This window comes from Vibrio sp. 10N.261.55.F4 (assembly GCF_041470465.1).
Lineage (GTDB): Bacteria > Pseudomonadota > Gammaproteobacteria > Enterobacterales > Vibrionaceae > Vibrio > Vibrio crassostreae_C.
In genome coordinates, this window is record NZ_JBFRMM010000002.1 from 78294 (window position 1) to 100095 (window position 21802).

The 21802-nt window shown below is 42.3% G+C and carries 14 protein-coding genes; 1 reads left to right on the plus strand and 13 read right to left on the minus strand.

Annotated features, from left to right (window positions below):
- Positions 1-16 precede the first annotated feature (16 nt).
- From AB4249_RS01145 to AB4249_RS01200, 12 genes are all read right to left on the minus strand, one after another.
- Positions 17-2713: an AAA family ATPase gene (locus AB4249_RS01145; RefSeq protein WP_372102187.1), complete on the minus strand. Its 2697-nt coding sequence runs from the start codon at positions 2711-2713 to the stop codon at positions 17-19.
- Positions 2714-3802 (minus strand): hypothetical protein, encoded by a 1089-nt coding sequence (locus tag AB4249_RS01150; protein WP_372102188.1) that lies wholly within the window; start codon positions 3800-3802, stop codon positions 2714-2716.
- Positions 3802-5562: an AAA family ATPase gene (locus tag AB4249_RS01155; protein WP_372102189.1), complete on the minus strand. Its 1761-nt coding sequence runs from the start codon at positions 5560-5562 to the stop codon at positions 3802-3804. Before AB4249_RS01155 ends, AB4249_RS01150 begins: the two co-directional genes overlap by 1 nt.
- Positions 5563-5595: 33 nt before the next feature.
- A complete protein-coding gene (locus tag AB4249_RS01160) occupies positions 5596-6291 on the minus strand; it encodes a hypothetical protein (RefSeq protein WP_372102190.1) in 696 nt (231 codons plus the stop codon).
- A gap of 14 nt (positions 6292-6305) precedes the next feature.
- The gene (locus tag AB4249_RS01165; protein WP_372102191.1) at positions 6306-7457 is read right to left on the minus strand and encodes an AAA family ATPase; all 1152 of its coding nucleotides are present in this window, start codon (positions 7455-7457) and stop codon (positions 6306-6308) included.
- Positions 7458-7465: 8 nt separating this feature from the next.
- Positions 7466-8899: a restriction endonuclease subunit S gene (locus AB4249_RS01170; RefSeq protein WP_372102192.1), complete on the minus strand. Its 1434-nt coding sequence runs from the start codon at positions 8897-8899 to the stop codon at positions 7466-7468.
- Positions 8896-10386 (minus strand): N-6 DNA methylase, encoded by a 1491-nt coding sequence (locus AB4249_RS01175; RefSeq protein ID WP_372102193.1) that lies wholly within the window; start codon positions 10384-10386, stop codon positions 8896-8898. Before AB4249_RS01175 ends, AB4249_RS01170 begins: the two co-directional genes overlap by 4 nt.
- A gap of 30 nt (positions 10387-10416) precedes the next feature.
- Entirely contained in the window at positions 10417-13878 is a 3462-nt protein-coding gene (gene hsdR / locus AB4249_RS01180; protein WP_372102194.1) for a type I restriction-modification system endonuclease, read from the minus strand.
- A gap of 143 nt (positions 13879-14021) precedes the next feature.
- On the minus strand, positions 14022-14588 hold the full coding sequence (locus tag AB4249_RS01185; protein WP_372102195.1) for a condensin complex protein MksE: 567 nt from the start codon (positions 14586-14588) through the stop codon (positions 14022-14024).
- Positions 14585-15997, minus strand: a complete 1413-nt coding sequence (locus AB4249_RS01190) for a hypothetical protein (RefSeq protein WP_372102196.1) — start codon at positions 15995-15997, stop codon at positions 14585-14587. Before AB4249_RS01190 ends, AB4249_RS01185 begins: the two co-directional genes overlap by 4 nt.
- On the minus strand, positions 15990-18929 hold the full coding sequence (locus tag AB4249_RS01195) for a hypothetical protein (protein WP_372102197.1): 2940 nt from the start codon (positions 18927-18929) through the stop codon (positions 15990-15992). Before AB4249_RS01195 ends, AB4249_RS01190 begins: the two co-directional genes overlap by 8 nt.
- Entirely contained in the window at positions 18922-19737 is an 816-nt protein-coding gene (locus AB4249_RS01200; RefSeq protein ID WP_372102198.1) for a hypothetical protein, read from the minus strand. The genes AB4249_RS01195 and AB4249_RS01200 overlap by 8 nt, the downstream gene beginning before the upstream one ends.
- A gap of 96 nt (positions 19738-19833) precedes the next feature.
- Between AB4249_RS01200 and AB4249_RS01205 the strand changes: the two genes are divergently transcribed.
- Complete coding sequence (locus AB4249_RS01205; protein WP_372102311.1) at positions 19834-20694, plus strand: WYL domain-containing protein; 861 nt, start codon at positions 19834-19836, stop codon at positions 20692-20694.
- Between the two features lie 55 nt (positions 20695-20749).
- Here the strand turns inward: AB4249_RS01205 and AB4249_RS01210 are convergent, their stop codons facing one another.
- On the minus strand, positions 20750-21790 hold the full coding sequence (locus AB4249_RS01210) for an NAD-dependent epimerase/dehydratase family protein (protein WP_372102199.1): 1041 nt from the start codon (positions 21788-21790) through the stop codon (positions 20750-20752).
- Positions 21791-21802: the final 12 nt, after the last annotated feature.

Genomic DNA, 21802 nt, shown 5'->3' on the forward strand with positions numbered 1-21802 from the left:
TGATTCCGACTAAACATTAAGAATAGATACCAATATATGCAGCGGCAGCGTTAAAGGCGTGATCGTTTCTAACATAAGGCTGTATGCCCGTTTGATCCCAATCATCGCCCATTAACTGAGCGACTTCGTTCGCGTCAAATTGCTCAACAACAAAGCGCAAACTCTCATCGGCTTTAAGGTGATCACCCAGAACCATTGCTACTCGTTCCCAGTCTTCAAAGAAATACTCTTCCAGCAATGGAAGGATCTGTAATTCAAAAATTTCAGCCAGATGTTCAATCGACAGGGTATCTTTTAGTGATAAAAAGAAGCTGTGACCTATCGTGTGCTCACGGTCGTACAGTAGCTCTATTCGCTTATTAATGACTCGAACCATCTGCTCAATATCAATACCATCTATTAGTGGAATCTCTGCAAGCAGTTCATAGTTAGTCATCATTTCTTCAAACTGGAAACGGCGACGCAGCGCAATGTCTAGCTGAGCCAACGACTTATCGGCCGTGTTCATCGTGCCAATGATGTGTAAGTTGTCAGGAACTGAAAAAGCCTCTTTTGAATATGGCAACTTAACCGATAGCGCTTCTTTACCACCCGCCCTCTTGCTTGGCTCAATCAAAGTGATTAACTCACCGAATATGTTGGAAATGTTACCTCGGTTGATTTCATCAATGATCAGTACCCTATGGTCTGAAGAAGCTTGATTTGATAAGGATATTCCCTTGCTAACAATCCCTTCCACTAAAGGTCCGAGAACATTAGGGTAGCCATTTACTAAGAACTTCTCCATCAAGGTGTCTACTTTATCAAACACCCTTTTATGTTTAATATCATCAACAGAAACATCACCAGAACGAACCAAATCACAAAGCTCGTCAACAATCGATTTAGGCATTGGAAGCTCAGAACCATTAGGCTTTCTAATAGTAATCAGCTCATCAGAAATTGATTCAATCTGATACTTACCTACCGTGCGGCCAGGTGCAACGTTATCTGAATCACCACTACCTTGTAATATAGCTCGAAGTTTTTCTGTATCAATGGTCGTGTCATACAATCGATACAAAGTCATTTGAGACAGGTTTTTCTTGAATAATTCATCAACTGGTAATGACGGTTCGTATACCCTATGCCATGTTACTTTCCTTGCTTGAGAATAACTAACATCATCAACCGAAGAGTTATCAAAGTAGTAATCGCTGGTAATTTCTGCAATAGCACGAAACTTACGGTTTCCGTCCGAGACGACAATCAAATCACCAATGCTCATCTCATTCTTAAACTTGTTGACCGATGTTACTTGATAGTCATAGCTCTCGTTCTCAATTTCTACCCCATTACTGCGATAGGTTTGAGCGACTTGTTTACGGTCATTAGCATCGGAGAAGTCGATATCATAGCCATAACCCAACAGAACACAGCTACTATCGATACATTGCTGATAGATAAAAGCATCATCACCAGCGATATCACCTAACGACATCTTCCAGATGTTACGGCCACTAATATCAACATGGTCTTGATCTGCTTTTATCGTCGGTTTCGCACGAGCAGATTCACATAAGCGCTTGAAGATACCGTCTTCAATTTCGTAGTTAACCTGATTATTTTCAGTCGTCGCTTTCAAACCTTCTACAAAATCTTCATAACTAAAGCTCTGATGAAAGGTAACAAAGCCAATGCGATTACTGTTTAATAGCTCATCGAATCGCTTCTTGATAGCAGCTCTATCATCGTTATTTTGATGGTAAAACTCAGGGTCAACAATCTCTAAAGCTTTATTGACCGTGTTATAGGTTTTACCTGTGCCTGGAGGCCCGTACAGAATTGTATTTAGCGTTTGGTTTACGTCGTTGATCTTCACTTCATACCCCTGTCCAGGTTCTTTTATCTCATTAGGCTCTTCAGAGCTTTCTTGACCCCACCTTAAGCTTAATGGCTCAACGTAATAATCTAGCTCTTTTGTCCCGTACTCTTTCTCAAACTGAGTTCGTATCTCTAACAATCGATTATCGACATCAAGAGGTGACATTTTTTTATACTGAGATGGCGTAATATTCAAAAACGTCTCAAGCAATGACTGCCTATGTCCGCCACCGAAAATTCGCTCCTGCTCTTCAGGGTAAAATAGATATAAAATCATGTGACGGAATTGTCGTTTGTCATTCCCAGGAATGTCATTTAACCAGCTTGAAAATTCTGTACGACTCGCTAGCAAAGTTGCTCTTTCATCTTTGCTCAACTTAAATAGCTTTTCTAGCAAGCGAATAAAGTAAACTAGCTCTCGCCATCGGCCTGTTTGATATGCAGCTCCAGTTTTTCCTATTCCTGTCAATGCTTTGTAAGATAAGTATTTGTCTCTTACCCCATCCTTAAACTCAAAACCGCTCCAGGAAAAAACACGTTCAATGCTGGCGCGTTTAGAAGCCGGTCCTGTACTACTAGGACATAAAAACATAAGCCATAGCATTTCTGCTGCTAATACTTTTGCTTCAGGTGAGGCGCTATCTAACTGAGTTTCTAGTTTAGCTAAGAAGTCGCCCTCACCTTCCTCTAGATTTTCAACAAAAAACTCAATGAGTTCACGGCACGCCGCTGAATTCCAGACGGCGAGTTCCGTAAAAAGTGATTGGCCTTGAATAAGACAAATCTCTTTAAATTCAGCCGCATTTTCGAGTAAACAACAAGAATTGTTATCACCACAATATATAGCCATTTAAATGCGCCTCCATGCATATACTTGATTAATTGTTTCGATAAACGAAGAAATATCACCATCCGGTTTATTCGATATGGCCTCAAAACAAAGGGATTTGAAGTAAGCATCTCTTTCAATTTTTTGATCGAGATTACAACGCCTCACTTCATCATTTAAAACAGTACGTGCATTTGCAACGTCATTAACCCCATTTAATAAAGGGCCTAGCCAAGATCTGTTAAACTTTTTAAGTCTGTGGTTAATCCTAGGCAACACTGCAAATGTCCGATTCCACGTATCTGCTTTCTCTGCAAGCTGGTCAGCGGTGCCTTCGATATCAACAACCATAGCAAACGTTCCATTGATACTTTCGTAAGTAGCCTCTAAAGAAACCGGAACATGGTCTGTGTATGGATTAAAAGCTAACGACCTAACTCCATCACAATGCAACACGTCAAGCTCACCCTTAGCTTTCTCATTACACTTCTGACAACAAGGAACTAAGTTATTAAAATCTACAGCTAAAAATGGATAGTGCTTTTTGGGTAAATAGTGGTCATACGATGCTCGCCACTGTTTTTCATCTTCGCTGATAGCCCCTTCTTCAGGCTCTACATTACGCTCTTCCATCATCTCTTCAGTACCACAAAAACAGCAGACATCACCGTTATCGTGCTTAAACCGCTCAAAATGTGAACACATGTCATCAGCGGGGTTTATAGTTATATTCTTGAAGCATGCAAGATCCAAAGTTGTAGAATATAAATACCCCCCAAGCTTTTTAGCTAGCTCCCAAATATCAGCTATATTTTCAGTAGGAAAAAGGACTTGCGGAGCTGTATTACCAAGAAATTGTATGCAGCGCACTTGGTTATCAAACACGTCTTCAAACTCTTGCTTAGGGTCAGAGTCTAATTCTTGGTATGCGGAAAATACCGCTTGGAATCGATCTTTTGTTTTGGTGCTTCCACTAAGGACATTGATAAAGTTTTCAGGAAAGCAGTCATTAAAACTATTTGCTGCAAACATCTGACGATAGAAGCCCTTATGAATATCGTCCAAACAATAAAGAGAGAACTGTGGAGGGAGTAATACAGGCCAAAGCATTAGTCTTCACCTCGATCATTGCTAGCGATCTTGTGTTTAATCTGATTACGTCTATAGTTCACTTCAAATGAATCACCATATGACTCAAGCCACTTTAGCGTTTCCAGCTCGTCCATTAACCCTTCATCATAGGCTCGTAAACCAGATCTAAGCTCAGACAGCGGTTTCTTAGAAATCAACACATCCAAATCAAATACAGACGCTAACAAAGAGTCAAAGGAAGCCCCGTAAGTTTCGACATTCCCCAGGGATTGAATCGCTACACATCCCTCAGGATTTTTCTGAAAGTGCAGCACGCGCTCAGATTTACATGCTGAAAGGACAAAAGGCGAATGTGTTGAGATGATTAGCTCTAACTTTGATAAGCCAACGTACTTGTTAATGATATCGACAAACTCGATACGCCACTCAGGATTGAAATGACTTTCTGGCTCATCAAGGATAAACAAGGATTGTTGGTCACCGAATAGTATTAAGGAACCGATAATTTGAATGAGCTGATGCTCGCCATCACTGAGACGATCATAGAGGGTAACTGCATTTGGATTAATTAACCTAACCTTTGTATTAACGAATCGAATAGGCGCTAAGCCACCAGCTATGTTAGGTACATTTCGCTCATAACAACTCGTTTTCAACGTTCGTTTTTCGTCTCTGCTCCACCGCTTAGCCACCATTTGGCTAATGAACATCAAATTGTCTAGGAACATAGAACGCTCTAGATACAAGCTTTCTATTTTTTCAAAAAAGTCCTGGTTGACTTCAAACTTCAGGACACCGTTGAGAGTATCCTCATTGAACTTCGAACTATCACAGCTAAGTTGCTGCAGTCGTATAGCTTCAGCTTTAATGAAATCTAAATCTCGGTACTCCGACAGTCGCAAATCAATCTCAAATGACTTCAATGTTTCGATATTTGTGTAATCGTTTAGGAATCGCTTAAATTCTTCACTTTCATTGACCATTAGCGAAATGAAGAACAACTGATTGGCGGTATGATCTGTAAATGTACCGATAGGGCTTTCTGCTTTGATTGATGGTAGAGGTACATCAATATCGATTTCGTCATCAAAAACTAATGGTGGTTCAAACAGCGATTTGTTGCGCTCATAACTCGTTTCAATATAGTCACGCAGCTCAATCACTTGATTTTCATCAAACCCATCTTCTCGAGTAATTAAATTGTCGAAACGCTTGGCATATTCTCTATGAAATACGCCCTGTTTCCGAACAACGTTGTAAAAGCTAAGCTGGGCTTTCGCGAAGACTGAACTCAAGCCTTGATTATTCCCTGATGAGTAAGCAATAACATTGATGGGGAGCATTTCGTGAAAGCCGACCGTGACTTCATTGAAAACCTGCAACAGTTCGAGCATCTCATCGACTTGATTATCCTCAAGGCCATTTGCACCATAACTAAGTGGTCTTTCACCCTCAAGATAAAGCATCTTTAAGTTCGAACTAGTACATTTGAGCAGCACCGTCCTTAAAACTGAACCACCGGTAATCTGATACTCGATTTCAAAATCATAAGTGAGGTCTTCTGAACATTCGTACTGCGGGTTGAAGTACCTATCGGCGTAACCAAAGATATCAGCGATCAGTTCAATGAAGTTTGATTTACCGGAACCGTTTAAGCCAACCAAGCATATAGGTGAATAGCCATCACTGTTGGGCTTAAAGGTATAGGTGAAAGGATGTTCTTCTGTTCCAACAATCGATTTGTATTGACCGATTAATTTAAGCCTATTTAGTCTCATCTTTGTTCTTATTTTTAATTATGAAAATGTACTTTATTTGATTGGCTTACCCAGCATTCGCCCTAACACTTCTTTCATTGAATCTTGAAAATCAGTCATCGACCTCATATCGGTAATTTGAGCCAAGTCTACCTGGCCTTCGTCTACGAGCTCATTGAGTTTTTCACGAGTCGCTGACTCACCCAAATGTTCTTCCAGCTCAGCTTTTAAAGAGCGAGGTGAATTATCGTTGCCCGAACGTTCCTCTAAAGCCTCACAATATTGATAGCCGTTTTTCAATGCACAGAGTAGCCAAGCTTCTGATTTAGGTTGAGCAACAAACGGCACCCCATTTTCAAAGCCTTGAGCTTCAAAGCCATGTTCCATTGAAAGGCGCTTTGTATTGTAATCAGGCCATTTATTGCTGTCTGAGTCGTGAAAAAGAACAGCTAAACTAGGTTGAATTTCCGTATTTTGTGCTACATGGGCTAATGCTCGTGCAGCACTGTAAAATTCGCGGGTTTCGTGTTGAGTCTTCTTACCGCGTCTTGAAAGCGGTTTGATTATGGCTCTATCGCGCGAGATCTCGGTAATGCGAGTTTCATGAACCACTTCAAGCAGATCCGCATCGAGAAGTGAGAAGCCTGAATAGGGTTCAATGAACTTATCTATTAACTTGCTCAGAGGCCCGATTGCATCATTGCTTTTACCGATGTCGGTTTCACCTTCACCGCTGACAACTAAATACATGCGTTCTGCCCTCTTTAGTTGCTAATCAGTTGAACTGTCGCGGCTTCTGGCGCAAGATTTTCAAGAATCGTGTCTTCATAGGCCTCACCTGGCCCCATGAACTTTAGCTTGCGCTGCATAGAAGGGATATCAAACAAGCGAATAGCTTGTGTCGCACCTTGAGCATTTTTATAAAGGTAAACCACACCTGCTCTAGCTACATCATCTTCCATGTAGTTAAGAATCATAGGGCTGTGAGTGGTGACAATCACTTGGGTATTAGCCTCAACTAAGCTGTCCACCAGCTTTTCGATAAGCTCTGGGTTCACACCGTTTTCGATCTCATCAAGCAATAACGCACTTTGCTTTTTGGTTAGCTGGGCAAAAATTGCCATAAAGCGAAGCAAACCATCGTTAATGTGCCTAGCTTCGGTTTTGATGGCCTTCTCGCCAAACTGTTCTTCTATCTCAAGCCTTACTGTGCCTGCCGATTTTTGAACCGTAGCATCCACTTTGACTAAACTTGGATAGAGGCCTTTCAAAGTGGATACTAAGTTCGCTTTCTCGTGTTTGGTCATGTTGCTGATAAAGCTCGATAGCATCTTACCGCCAGCGCCTAGAGTCTTACCGCTGATGTGTTGATCACGCAACATATCTGGGGAAAGCATGTCTAGTGCATTTAGCTCTTTGAAGAAGTTTTTAAACTCTTCTAATTCAAACGGTAGCTGATTTTTTCTTAGTTGAGACAGAATCGAACCTTGATAATCAAAGGTAATAGGCGCTTGAAGACCTTCTGTTGGTAGCGAGAACTTACCATCCGCAACATTGAGCAGAGTTTTGCTACCCCAAACAATTTTCTCAGAAGTACAATACAGCTCAGTTCTGTTAAAACTGCCGTCCCAAATGACTGATTTGCCGGAGCAAGAAAGCTCTACTGTAAAAGTAATATTGGATTGCTTAGTAAGCGTCGAATTGAGATCTTTGGCACTCCATTGTCGGCTGTCCAACCACTCATCAATGTCACCACTCACCTGCTGTGAGAGAAAATCAATAAACTGTAGTACCGTTGATTTACCCGAGCCGTTTAAGCCTACTAAGCAGTTAAATTTGCTAAACGGCAGCGAAAAGTCCACCAACGACTTAAAGTTATTGGCTTTGATATTGACTAATGAGAGTGATTGATTCATTGCTTGTATTATCCTTTCTCTGCCGTTTTTGCTTTGGTGGTGCGCTTACGAGTCGCCTTTTTAGGCTTGGCTTGTTCACGTTCAGCGAGAATACGTTCTAATAATTTTTCTGCTGACTCATCAGATGGATCTTGTGGTACCAACTCACCTCGGAAGGCTTTGGCAAGGATCGATTGAGTTAGACGATCCAAGCGAGCTTTAGCGTCTAGGTATTGTTTTTCGACTTTGTCAGCACTCGCAACCAAAGTAATAATTCGACTTATAATTTGTGTTTGTTCTTCAAGTGAAGGCATTAATAAGCCCAGAGTCTTGAAGTTTTTTAAGTTAACTTTTTGCTGGGCAACACCTGCTGTAATTGCTCTCATCTGAAGCTGAAAGTGCTCCGATTGCATGTAGAAGAAAACATACTGCTTACTGGCTAACTCTTCGTTTACATCAAGCTTTATACAATCTGACGTAATAACAGCTTCTGGCAGGTCATCAGAATACATAGCAACATCCCCAGGAGGATCACCCATCTTAGTAATTAGAATATTACCCGGCTTTGCTCTATGGGCTACCAATTCTGAAAATTTATTATGGTCAACGAATTTAGTACCTGCTCCACCAAATTGCCTTGCCCTTATTTCTCGAACAAAGACCAACGGGTGACCTTCATCTCTATAGTCAGCAACTTTTAAATTACTACCAAAAGGACCGATGCCCAGTGAATATTTTTCTTTCTTCGCAATTTGTTCTACCGTAAAACAATTTGCTTCCCATTCAAGTCCCATTTCTCCACGCCACTCTTTCGTCAACTCCCCAGACGTAGCTGCAGCCAATACCGATTGACGAAAACGTTTTAAGATTGCAGGAATTTTGTCTAAACGAGCTTGTGCTTTATCGACCTTGGCAAGGATAGAATCTAACTTGTTGGCAATTCGGATTTGTTCGTTTAGTGGTGCTAGGCGAAACGGAACAGTTAAGAACCTAGCTTGAGTCAAATTAAGACCACTTTCGCTCATCCCTGTCTTTCGAGCATCAATTTCAGCTCGAACCTTTTCACTTCGCAGACATGCTTCAATGAACCTCGGGTAAATGTAATTCTGATTAAACCTCATTCTATACATCTTTCCAGAAAGCATTAATTTAGGGCGCACATCTTGAACTAAAGTGGTTATTCCACATCTTGCTCTTGGCCCTGCATTAGTCATCAATAGATCACCAGCGTTAACCTCAATTCTTTCACGAGGTTGCTTATCTTCCGGCAATTTTTTGTTGTGCTCTTCTAGAAAAAAACCATCTTGAATGGCTGTTGTCTTTAAAACTCCCCAATCATCAGAATCAGCAGCCTCTGTATGACATTTTGGGCTCCAACCTTGATGAAGTAATTTTCCATCAGATTGAGGCTGTAAAACATCACCTATCGTTATTTCAATCCACCCTTTAGGTAACTGACTCACGAAGCCACCTCATCACTTTCCGCTGAATCTAAATCCACTAAAATCGCTTTTAGTTCTTCCATTGCCCCTGCCATTTCAAGCAACGCTTCGTTAATTAACACATCTGGCGCAGGTAGCTTTGAAGCGTCTTCATTGTTGTCATCACGAATCCAACTTAGATCAAGTGATTCATCTTTATTTTTTATCTCATCACGGCTAAAGCAACGCAGGCGACAACCATCCGCGTCGTCTTTATGGCTACTGATAAACGCTTTGCGAGCTTTCTCATCCACTTGGGTCAAGTCACTGCCTACCGCTTGGTAAAATTCTTCAAAGTGCTTTTTAGTCAGTACGGTGCGTTTGCCAAATTTCGGCATGTTTGAACGTAGGTCATATACCCATACGTTTTTAGTTTGGCCTTTGTCTTGTTTTACATCCTCTGGTTTCGAGAAGAACAGCACATTGGTTTTTACCCCTGCGGCGTAGAAGATACCCGTAGGCAAGCGTAAAATGGTGTGCAGATTACACTTCTCCATTAGGTCTTTACGGATAGTTTGGCCAGTTGAGCCTTCAAACAACACGTTATCTGGAAGCACAACCGCTGCTCGACCACCCGGTTTAAGCATTTTGTGGTACATCAGATGCAAGAAGGCAAGCTGCTTATTACTGGTGTAATGCACCAAATCATCACGGGTTGGTACGCCACCACCTTGTTTAGTACCAAATGGCGGGTTAGCTAAAATGAGGTTAGCATCGGGAAGCTGTTTACCTTCATTCGACAAGGTATCGCCAAACAAGATACCTGAATTTTCATCATCAACAGCTAAGTCATGTAACATTAGGTTCATCATCGCTAGGCGACGAGTGTCTGGTACCAATTCCATACCGAAGAAAGTGTCGTGTTGATATTTGTCATATGGCAGAGTATCTAACCCGTCAATATCATTGTTCTCTTTTAGGTAGTTGTGCGCGCTGATCAAGAAACCACCTGTACCGGCGGTTGGGTCAACAATCACATCATCAAGGTTTGGCTTCATTAGCTCAACCATCACATCGATAAGCACTCGTGGTGTAAAGTATTGTCCTGCGCCCGATTTTTTCTCGCCTGCGTTAATTTCTAGCAAGCCTTCGTACATGTCGCCTAACCCTTCGGTTTTGGCGCTGTACCAATCGAGCTTATCAATTTCAACAACCAGCTTATTTAGCGTGGCTGGTTTGCGAATAACGGTGCTGGCATCGGTGAAGATGGCTTTAGTGATCAATGAACCATTTGAACCCAAATGAAGCAATAATTGCTTGTACTGTTCAAGACGAGTTGCAGCGTTATACGCCTCTAAGTTTTCCCAACGATAACCTTCTGGTAGCAGTTCGTCTTGGCCTGTTTCATCGACCATTTTTAAGAAAACCAGATAGGTTAACTCATTAAGGTATTCGTGATAGGTCACGCCGTCGTCACGCAGTAAGTTACATAAATTCCAAAGTTTGGCGACGAGATCTTGAGTGCTCATTAATACAATACCTTTCTGGGTTTAACAGCACTACGCTGTTTTTTCTTGTTGCGACTGTGCCGATTGAGGGGCTAGCCACAGAGCTTTGTTAAATTGAAGTAGAACATCCTCTATAGGCTGTTCAAAAAGTTTGTTGGCGCGTTTAATGCCACCTTGTTGCTGTTTAAAAATACCTTGGTCTAGCGCAGGTAAATCAACTATGGTGGTGGCCTTCATTTGCTTTGCAATAAGTTCTAACCACTGCTTTTGTGGCGTCTTCCATTGCTGGCTAGCTAGCATGGTTGCTAATGCTTTATCGACACGCTGGTCAAATGGAATGAGAGCTTCGCCCAATGCGGCTTGACGAATAAAGCCAATGATTCTGGCGGCAATTTCTTCGTTTTTCACTTCGTTCCACGCAACTTGCAGATCTTGTTCTCTAAAGCGGTTCTTTTCAAGCTCTAACGCCAATTCTTTCAGGCTTTTTCTTGTTAATTCCCAAGGTTTTTGCACGACTGTTTGAATAGCAATCAATCGGTTGCTGTTGGCTTTAACAAAGTCGCTAAACGCTTGCAGATAATCGGCAGGTTTTTGGCCATCACCGTAACCAGTAGTAACGCCCGTCACTTCATCATCATGCTCTGAAATAATGATTGGTGGACGGTTTCCTCCTCCTGTGACTTTGGCATCAAGTAATTCACCTAAACCTGGGTGATTGGTAAACCATTCGGCTACTTCATTTAACGGTCGTTTTTTTAGATCTTGGATGAAGTCTTCTGGTGATTGACCAACAATAGTTTCAAAGTTGTCACGCTGGCTATCCGTTAAGTGACGGCGTTTCACTTGCAGCTTGGCGATGAACTGGTTCTTAGCGAGTGTTTGAAGTTCATCTTCATCGACTTGCTTCATCTCGTTTTCTAGTTCGGTAAAGGTCACGTTCACGTTCGTAACGACAGGCTTCATGCTGTTGACGTCTTCTAACTGCGTATAGATATCTACGGCATCGTAGATTTTAAATGGCCCTTTACCAATTTCGTCACACAAGCGGGTTGCACGGCCAAGCATCTGTTCAAATAGGATTCGGCTATTCACTCGGCGAAGGAAGACCAGATTGCAAATTCTTGGTACATCAACACCTGTGGTTAACAGATCAACGGTGACGGCAATGTTAGGTAAGCGGTCATTCTTAAACAGGCGGATTTTTTCTAGCGGTTTATCACTGGCTCCAGTGATCTTTTGAATGGCATCGTCTTCCACTTCACCATGATATTGTTCACACGCTTCTTTTAGAGCCTCAACCACCTGATCGGCATGTTTATCGGTAACACAAAAGATTAAGGTTTTTGCTTCTGAATAAGGGCTAATGGCATCACTTTCAATCAACCACTTAGTCACTTGTTTGGTAAAACTTGGGCTAATGACCTTACGGTTAAACTGAGACACGTCGAAATCGAGCTCATCCGGCGTGTTGTACTTCTCTACCGTGTTGTCTTCAACATTGTAAGCTTGAACTTCGTCATTCACTTCGTAATGAATGCCCTGTTCTGCTAGCTTAGTATGAATACGAACAGGCGGTAGGTGATCGTTCAAATAGCCATCTAGTACAGCTTCGGTATAACTGTAACTGAAAATAGGCTCGCCAAAAATATCTACTGTGTGCAGCGCTGGTGTCGCGGTTAAGCCTATTTTGAAAGCGTCAAAGTATTCTAAAACAGCGCGGTACTTAGATTGATAATCTTTTTGATCACGAAACTCTAATTCGGTGTCACTTAATATTCGATCAAGCAGGTAACCGCGGTGACATTCATCAACCACAATGCAGTCGTATTGACCAACACCCGGCTTAGTATCGCCATCGCTTGGGTACAAAATACGTTTAACTAAGCCTTGTACGGTCGCAACATGCACCTTGGTATCGTCCTCGGGTTTGGCTATGGGCGATTTGTCTGCTTCCATGCCAATCACATCAAAGGTATCAGCAAAGGTATTGAGGTTTTCTAAACGTACTTCACCAAAGTCTGTAGTGGCTTGTACACCAAGAGCTGAGCGGTCTACCAAAAACAAAATACGACGGAAACGTTCAGCCTTTAATAAACGGTAGGCCAAGGCAATACAGGTTTTGGTTTTACCTGTTCCCGTTGCCATTGCTACCAGTGCATTGGTTTTCCCTTGCTTAATGGCTTCTTCAACAGATTTAATCGCTTCTACCTGATAGTCACGTAGCTTCAAATCATAATCAAAACCCATTTGATCAAGCTCTTGTTCAGCCTGTTGTGGCGTTTGTCTTAAGTACGTTTTGATTTCTTGCGGTGTGTACCAACCTTTTAGAGCACGACGTCGGTTGGTGCTATCACGCACATCTAAAAACCATATACCGCTCTCTTGCTCTAACTGTTCTAAATAAGGGCGACCATTAGTAGCAAAAACAATCGGGACTTGAAACTCTCCGTAAGTCGTTTCAATGGTGATCCCACCTTTCTCTGTTAGCCCTTTTGCATAACGCTTAGCTTGATCAATTGCGCCATAGACATTTTTAGCGCTCTTTTTGGCTTCCACTACGGCAACAGGCGTTAGACCTGAGAACAACACATAGTCCGCAGGCCCAGATGAAGTTGGCCATTCAGCAATAGCACGGTTTTCGTTAGCTACAGGCCTTGCCCCTTTTGAATATCTTAAGTTAACCGTATCTGTTGTCCATTGTGCATCATTAAGTTGTTCATCAATAAGCACTCGCGTCTCTTGTTCATTTAATTCAAGACGCGACTTTTCAACAAGCTCAATAACTTTGGCTTGAGCTTGTTTGTCTTGTTGATTGAATTCAGCCAGATAAATGAGGTTGGCCTCGTCCATCTTCTTACGATACTGAGTTAACGTATCCTCATGCTCAGTCGCCACTTCCTCCCAAAGCTGGCTTTCTGCCTGCATTTGCTCGGCTCTGCTTTTCAAGGCTGCGGATTTTTCTGCTTCAACTTGTTTGAGCTGTTCAGCAACTTTCAGACGCTCTGAGGTTCGCTGCTGGGTAACTTCTAACGCTTGCAGTTTTTCTTCTAGCTTGCGCACATGCTCAGATGGGTCTTCAGGTTTTATAAAGGGTTGTGGTTTAAAATTTTTGGCATGAGCCCCGCCAAATAGGGTGTGATACCAGGCGCTAAGGGCATGGCCCAACACTAATGCTTTAAGTGCATCACGGTGGCTCGACGAAGTGAAGTCATGATTGGCGGTGTTACCAAGCTTTCTAATAGTATGGAAAGAGTCATTGATACGCTGGTCTAAGGTCAGCTTATACTCAAGATTACGTAAGAGGTCGACTTGTCTGATATCCCGCCCATTTTCATCTTTGCCGTATTGGACACCTACGCGCGCAGCGACGTTTTGCGCTAATGCTTCACCCAGTTGGCGTATCTTAACCAGCGTGGTATTTGGATCAGGAACAAAACATTGCTCTGCACGGTTTGCTAACCGAAACAGTAATTCGTCATGATGCTTTAAAAACTCAAAATTACTTTTTTCCACTCAAAAGTTCCTTTCTCGCCAATGCTGGTCAATCTTAAATGCAACTAAGTTAGCATCTTACTACTTTTGAGACTGTTAGTTAATTCATAGAGTTAGCTAACAGTCATTAATCTGGCTTGTCATTACCAACGGCGTGAATCATTTTACTCTGACTCTTGTGAGTATTTCTCAACATGTAAATTCAAGAAGTGCATTCCAGCTGAACTTAGAACGTAATGTTTATCGCCACAAGGATAGAGGAAGTTGCGATCCGCAAGATAGTTTAGCGCTTTATCCCAGGTTTCGATTCCAAGCGCCTGACGAATATCGTCATAGATGGTTTGCTCTGTAATCTCCAATAGTGCCGTGCGCCCGAGCCCAATCACTGGCGTGGTTAGATCGTCTAGGTCAAAACCTTTATCCACCCAGTAACGGGCAATAATTAATAACATAGCCTGAATTTTGGTGGCATTGGTGTCTGCGTCTTCTTCTGCTTCACTACGACTGATATAGAAAAACTCCCCTTCTACATTGAAATTGAGCGTGAAACCAATGTGCAGGTAAAGCTGTGTAAAGTGCTCTAGGTTATTATAAAGTTCGGTATAAAGCGGACTCTCAATAAAACGTTGCTGGTAGAGGTCATAAACTTGCTTAGTGATAACCTTACCATTGACGAATGTCGTGTATATCTGCTGGCTTTTCACCATGTTTATTTGAGAAAATGGCGTCATGGATTAGTTACTCGCTCTGTTCGAATTTTACGGTATAGATAAATAGTGTCGCTTTGGGCAATGCGTTGGCGGAAATTAGTCATTTTAAGTATGTGTCCATCAAGCATCGCTTCACTGCGTAATAGGAAGTTAAGCCCTTCCAATAGGTCAACAAAATGATAGTCAACCAGATGTTCTTTGAGGCGCCTATGAAGTGAGAGCGTGAGATCTTGATATTCGGCCATTTTCATCTGTTTCACCAATTCAAAAATCTGCTCTGCGCGAGCGAGCCTTCGTTCGGTTGAATCATCTTTAGTGCTGACTAACTCAACATAACGCCCCTGCTCTAGCAGGCCTTTATCCGCAACTCGCGCATCTATATCACTCACTACATTGTTGAGGTAGGCTTCTGAACTACTGATACGAAGCACTTTGGGTCTTGCTTGCTGCATTAACCCCATAAATGTACCGTTATCACGAGCAAATTGCCCATCTATCTGGCTGCGTTTTAGGTTGTGCTTTGTTGCATCTAACTCTTTGACTAAATCATCAAATGCCGTTTCAATGGCATTAAACTGTTGAAGACGCTTTTTGGAACGGGCCAAAAACTGGTCTACTGAATGCGATACTTTGCTGATCTGTTTGTGAAAACTGTTAAAGCTCACCTCATACCTCAACATTGCGTTCGCCCGTGGGTGGTCTTGATGGCGATCAAACTGACTGCGTAAATTTTGCAGACATTCAAACAAGTTCGGCCCATCTTTCAACCGACTTTTCTCATCCAAAAATTGTCGCGTGGGCAGTATGTGCCTCGATAGCAATAGCGATATTTTTTCTATCGACTCTTGCTGGAGGAGCGAGAACACTTGTGGGTTATCCGATTTGGCGGCAAGTTCACTCGCATCACTGAGCTCCTGATTGATCGTTTGCATTTTTACCAAGTTCAAACGAATACTGTTTAGAAGCTCACTTAATTGATGAAACAACTCGTCAATGAGCTCCTTAAAATCTAAGTTGTCATCGCTATACAGCATTGAGCCCGACTGAAGCTTTTCTAGAAGTAAGCGTATGCCTCCTAACTGGACTTTGAGCGCGACGTCTGTCAAATCTTGAAACAAGCTACGATCAAAGAGACGAAATACCCCGATCACGGCTCGATCAAAGATTAGGCGACTTTCACCACCGAACTCATCTTTGTCGACTAAAATATGGGTCGCTAACAAGTTATCGGCAGAAAAGGCAGTACGTAATTGTTTCTGTTTATCTTTGCTTTGCCCTTGTATGTATCGGTGCAATCTAGAGATGAAGGTCGCTTCTCTTACATAAGGCTCACCACTCTCATCCATTGTCCTGATCACATCCCTCATTACGGTGTGATGTTCAAGCATAATGGCAAACGTGGGGATGGTCAGAAGTCTTTTATCACTCATCTGCCTCTCCAAACATATCGAGTTGCTCTCTATCCAGCGCACTTCCTTTTCTCACAAAGCTTTCTGGTATGCCTGTGTAAGCAATGCTCCGAGCTTCATCGTAGGGTTTTGAAGTGCGCATCGAATCCAAACGAAAATGTTGACCAAACTTAAAGATAATCTCACTGGATGCCGAGTTAGTAGAAGCACTTAAAACTCGAAAGCCTGCTTTTTTCATATTTGGCAACAGCCAATCAAATTGTGAACTATCCACCGAAGCACCTTCATCTATCACTAGTGGAAATTGGGTCGCACAAGCACTATTTCTTAATCGGCTCAACAAAATTTCCACCAGCTTGATGTTGATCAGCATGATAGTAGAGGTGGACTGTGACTTGCTCTCCCAACCATTTTGAGCACGCTTTTTAACTCTATAGCTAATGCCAGAGACGATCTGCTCCATGGTCAGTAGCGCGGCTTTGCCTTCTGGGAAAAACTTTTTACTAAAAGCTTTGAGGCGTTCAATAAACTGCTCCGAGGCTTTTTGATCTGAGTGCGTATCAAAAAACTCGATTTCCCTCACTAGGTCGTCAAATCGCGCCTCAATCTTGATTTTGGCTTCAACCTGTGACAAGTCATTGATCTCTAGTCCTTCAAACGCACGGTTAATACTCTGTTCAAACTGGAAAACCAATTCTCGATTATTTTTTAGCTCATTAATGATGGAGTGAACAGTGTGCTTATGTTCAATAAAGTTTTTGCGCAGAATATCAAACTCATTATCTAGGCCTTGATAGCGAGTTTGGAGTTGGTTAAATGCGTGTTCTAGAAGATCATCATCTAGGTGAGAGAGCATCAGCTTATCGTCATTTTCTAGCACTTGTTCTCTGACAAAACCTTGGATTTTTTCGGTAATCTCGGTCTTTGCTTGACGCTTTTTGTGCAGAGCCTCTATTCGAGCTCGTAGTGTTTCTTCCGAAAGGTCGATTGTTTGATCGGGTAAGACTGAAAAATCGCTTACTGGTAGATGATGCGCCTGAAGTGCCGCTTTGACCCTAACGCTGAATCCGGTTAATTTTTCTAACTGCTCTTTTTTCTCGGTTAGTTGGTTAGTTTGTGCGTCAAACGAGTGCTTCGTTTGAGCCCATAGGTCATATTGTGCATCGAACTGTTTTTCTAACGAATCACGAGTTTGTTCAGCCTCCGCTAGTTCTTTACTAGTCTCTTGAAGCTGCTCTGCATTGTTTGTGTATGCTTTTAGCAAATGGATTTCATTTTCAGTACGTTTGATTTCAGTTTTAAGCGCCGTAATTTCTTTAATTCGCTCAATGCGGGATTGATTACCCATTGCACTGAGTTCTGCGACTCGCTTGCTTTTTTGCTCTAAGGCCTCTTGTACTTTAGATAACCGCGTTTGGTCAGACTCTCGATTAATGCTTGGAATGGACTCTAACGTTAAGTCCCAAAGTGCGTAGTGCTGCTGTTTTTCTTCTAATAAATCGGTAAATGACTCAATTGCCTGCCTCTCAGATGAGGATAACACTCTTGCTGGATTAGACTCCGCTAACTCCTCATTAACCGCTGCTAACTTCATCCAGACACTTTCAGGTAACTGGTTAAACAGCTTGAATTGTTGAGCATTGACCGATGCTTGATAGCGAGCTTCAGTCTCGCTAAGGTTGGAAATTTCTTGCTTGAGGGTTTCTAATTCAGTTTGTAGAGCCTCTGCATCTTCCTTTAATCTTAACGCTTCCTTTCTATCATCCAGGTGTTCACGGTGGCCTGATATAATGTCGTCTATCGTCTCACTTTTATCGTAGATGTTAAGGATAAGCTCAGTCTCTTGCACAATCTCATCGAGCTTCTTCTGCTGGCGAACGAGTACTTTAACCCCACCTTTCAGTGTCTTTTGTTTATCGACAGTGTCATCACACGCTTTTTTGGCCGACCGTACTTTTCCTTGCTGTAACGTTAACTGTATCTCTTCTTGTTCAAGAGTTTGGTTTTCCTGGTTGATTCGGCTGTCAAGCATCATAGCGTACTGCATCAACGCATCTTCAGCATTTTTATTGCTCACTAATTGTTGATGACTGACGGCAAGCTTTTCGTATTCAGGTCTTAAGCTTTCAATCTTTTTGAGTATTAGCTCGCGACTTGACAACATGTCGTTATAATTAATAAAGGCATCAATATCAAAATTGAGCTCGTCTTTGCGCTCCTTCTTTCTCGATTCAATGATATTGGCCACAGCCAAACGAACCGTGTCCGACCCCGTTTTCATATCAAATAGCAAGCGGACGAGTGCGCGAAAAGCATCGACATCCGCATCCTTAGTTGAGCTGAGGGGAAATAAACAAAAGCGCATCGCATCAATATCGAGTAGTTGATTCGCATAGATCACTTCCTTAATCGCGGAAGAGCGTACTAATGATTTAAAGTGCTTATCCTCACGCTTTAGAAAAGCCTGCACTTTGCTGGGTGATAAATCATCCACTCGGCCACCAATACCATCATCCCCAACGTTGTCATCCCAAAAAAGATGCCGTATTTGCGCATACCGAAGGGATGTGAACATACGGCGATAATCGAGCTTATCAGAGTTACCACGATAGAGTATCTGACAATGGGGCATTGGCCCGCCGAGGTAGTTGTCACATTCCAAAATCAGGAAGCTAGTGCTGCTAGGGAAGTAATGCTCAAAACACTCATCATTGGAGTAAAAGTTGCCTTCTTTATCTGAAAAGCCAAACTTATTTTTTGAATCTTTAAAGTTCTCTTCTGGCAGCAAAAATAGTCGAATGGCGTTCAGAATGGAAGTTTTACCAATGTTCCCGCCACCGATAAGAATCCCGCCTTCACGCAGGTCAATTTCTGCAATTGCAACGCCAGCACAATCTACTGCAACCAAGCGCGATATACTGATTAGAAGGTTATCTATTGGATTGTTAAACATCGGTGGAATCCTGTCGTATTTCGGGTAATAGAGCCTCTTGCTCTAGGAATAAGCGAGTTTTGTTCATAAGATCGGCTTCAGAGTTTAAGCCAAAATTTCGAGCCAGCTCTATCGCCTTAGCTAAGTGAGCTGCACTTTTGGGTTTGAGTTTGAATTTGTTTTGAAATAAGCCCCAATCTACTGGAGCAAGCCATTCACATTGAGGAAGCGACTTTTTAAGAGTTCCGTACACAGTCAGCCCCCCCAATTCAACGTCTTGAGCACAATAGATTTCATCATAAGTAGATAAAAATGGCCGGTTCAGATAGTGGCATATCTGGTTGCCTGCGCCAAAAATGATGTCTGAACTTTCAGCTAATGATGGATGACCAATTAGCTCTAGGAACTCTCGGTATCGATAGAAATTCTCAATATTCTCTATAAGAACTGCTCGATTACCCATGAGCCTGCCGTGGGTTTTGAAACCATCAATATCGGATACAATAACAAACGGAACCTGTGACTTAGTTGTGCTGTTCAAAACCAAAACGTGAGCAAAATTACTAGGGAAATCATGTGAGCGCCCCAAGTTAGATGCTGCAACTCTATCGCATACTTCTGGCTCATACAGTGCGAGATGCCGTTCTTCATCGAGTATCTCCAATTGATGTCCACTCTTAAGACGAGTTGCACGATAAATTTTCCGCCATTCATTGATGTCTGAGAATGGCAAAGACTTGAGGAAGTGCTCTAAGTTGATCGCATCTCCCTGTGAGATTTTATAGAGGTATCGGTTAAGTTTCATTTCAGTATGTCCAAATCCTTTCATTGACTTAACTACAGCAGATTCAATAATATGACGCCATTAACGACAGGTAAATACTGATTACATACACACGTCGCATAAATAGACAGGAGTTAGATGATGAGCAAATGGCCAATTCGATGGGATCTACTATTCCGCTACAGAATGATAGAAGTCATCGCGCTGTGGGAGGGACGGTTAACAACCAATCACCTGATTAAGAGCTTTGGTATTGGCAGGCAGCAAGCATCTAAAGACATCAACACCTACCTAACCGATGTAGCGCCAGGCAACCTTGTCTACGATAAGCAGTTGAAAGGATACAAGCCCAGTGATTGCTTTGCTCAACGCCTAACAAGCGGTCATGCTGATGAATACTTACACATCTTATCTCGAAGTGAAGATATGACTGTGACTTTCAATGAGCTTGATATGGGCTTTGAAAATACGACGATGGTTCGCCCAGTGACGCGCAACATTACACCCGAAATTTTACGTCCATTAGTCCAAGCAATCAGAGAGAAAAAACGTGTCGATTTAAGCTACACATCACTGACAAATGGTGAAGAAGTAGAACGGATCATCTCTCCACATACACTCGTTTGCACACCATTACGCTGGCATGTCCGTGCTTATTGCGAGCACTCAGAAGACTATCGAGATTTCGTGCTGAGCCGAATTCGAGGGACTCCAACTCTTGAGACAAAAAAAATAAAAGGAAAGGAACAAGATGAGCTTTGGAATACTCATCTCTCTATTAAGTTAATCCCCGACTCAAGATTGACCGAAGCCCAGGCCAAAGTGATTGCACACGACTACGGTATGGAAAAAGGCACCCTGACAATACCGACGAACGCAGCTCTGGTTCGCTATGTTCTTGATGCTTATAACATCGATATTAATGTGTTGAATTCGAACCCTAAAGGACAACAGATCATCTTAGGGAATTTTGAGGAGCTGAGGCCGTATTTGGTTTTTTAGGTGCGCGTGAATACTTTAAAAAGCATACAACGCACCTTTGTAGTCCAGCATAAAACTAAATCGACTCATCTGCACTCTTGATTTGTTGCTGAGAAATTCTCCGATAATCACTGTACCATTCCACGAAAGCTGTAACGCCTTCGTGGAATGGTACTTGTGGCCTAAAACCAATCTCATCAAAAATCTCTTTTACATCAGAGTATGTTGTATTCACTTCCCCTACCTGCATTGGCTTCAATTGCCTTATCGCAGATACTCCCAGTTGACATTCCAACAAATCAATCATTTTTGTGAGTTTAACTGGAGCCCCGCTACCAACATTAAAAATCTGATATGGCGCCGAGCTTTGCGCAATAGTCTCGTGAGCTTTTAACCATTCATGGTTTTTCTTGGGAATATTCTTTGTTACTCGAACTACTGCTTCTACAACGTCATCGATGTAAGTAAAGTCCCGATAAAGTTCCCCGTTATTGAAAACATCGATCGGCCTTTTTTCAATCATTGCCTCTGTAAACTTATAGAACGCCATATCAGGTCGACTCCAGGGACCGTAAACGCTGAAAAAACGCAGTCCTGTCGTTGGTAACCCATACATTTGAGAGTAGCTATGAGCCATTAACTCATTTGCCTTTTTAGTTGCAGCATAAAGAGAAACTGGGTGATCCACATTGTCATTCGCTGAAAATGGAATTTTATCGTTCAATCCATACACTGAGCTCGATGACGCATACACCAGGTGTTTAATTTTAAAACCTCGACACGCCTCTAGGACTGAAAGAAAACCCATTAAGTTGCTCTGTCCATAGACCATAGGATCTTCCGAAGAGTAACGTACGCCAGCCTGCCCAGCTAAGTGAATCACGCACTCAAATTGCTCTTCATCAAATAAACGAGTTAATTCATCTGAGTTTTCGACACTCATACAGTGAAATTCGAACCCTACATCTCCAATCCATTCCAACCTCGCTTTTTTAAGGCCAACATCGTAATAGTCATTGAGGTTATCAACGCCGACCACATCGTATCCATCAGCACAAAGCCTGCGACAAATATGACTACCGATAAAACCGGCGGCACCCGTTACAAGTGTTTTCATAGCCTTCCTGTA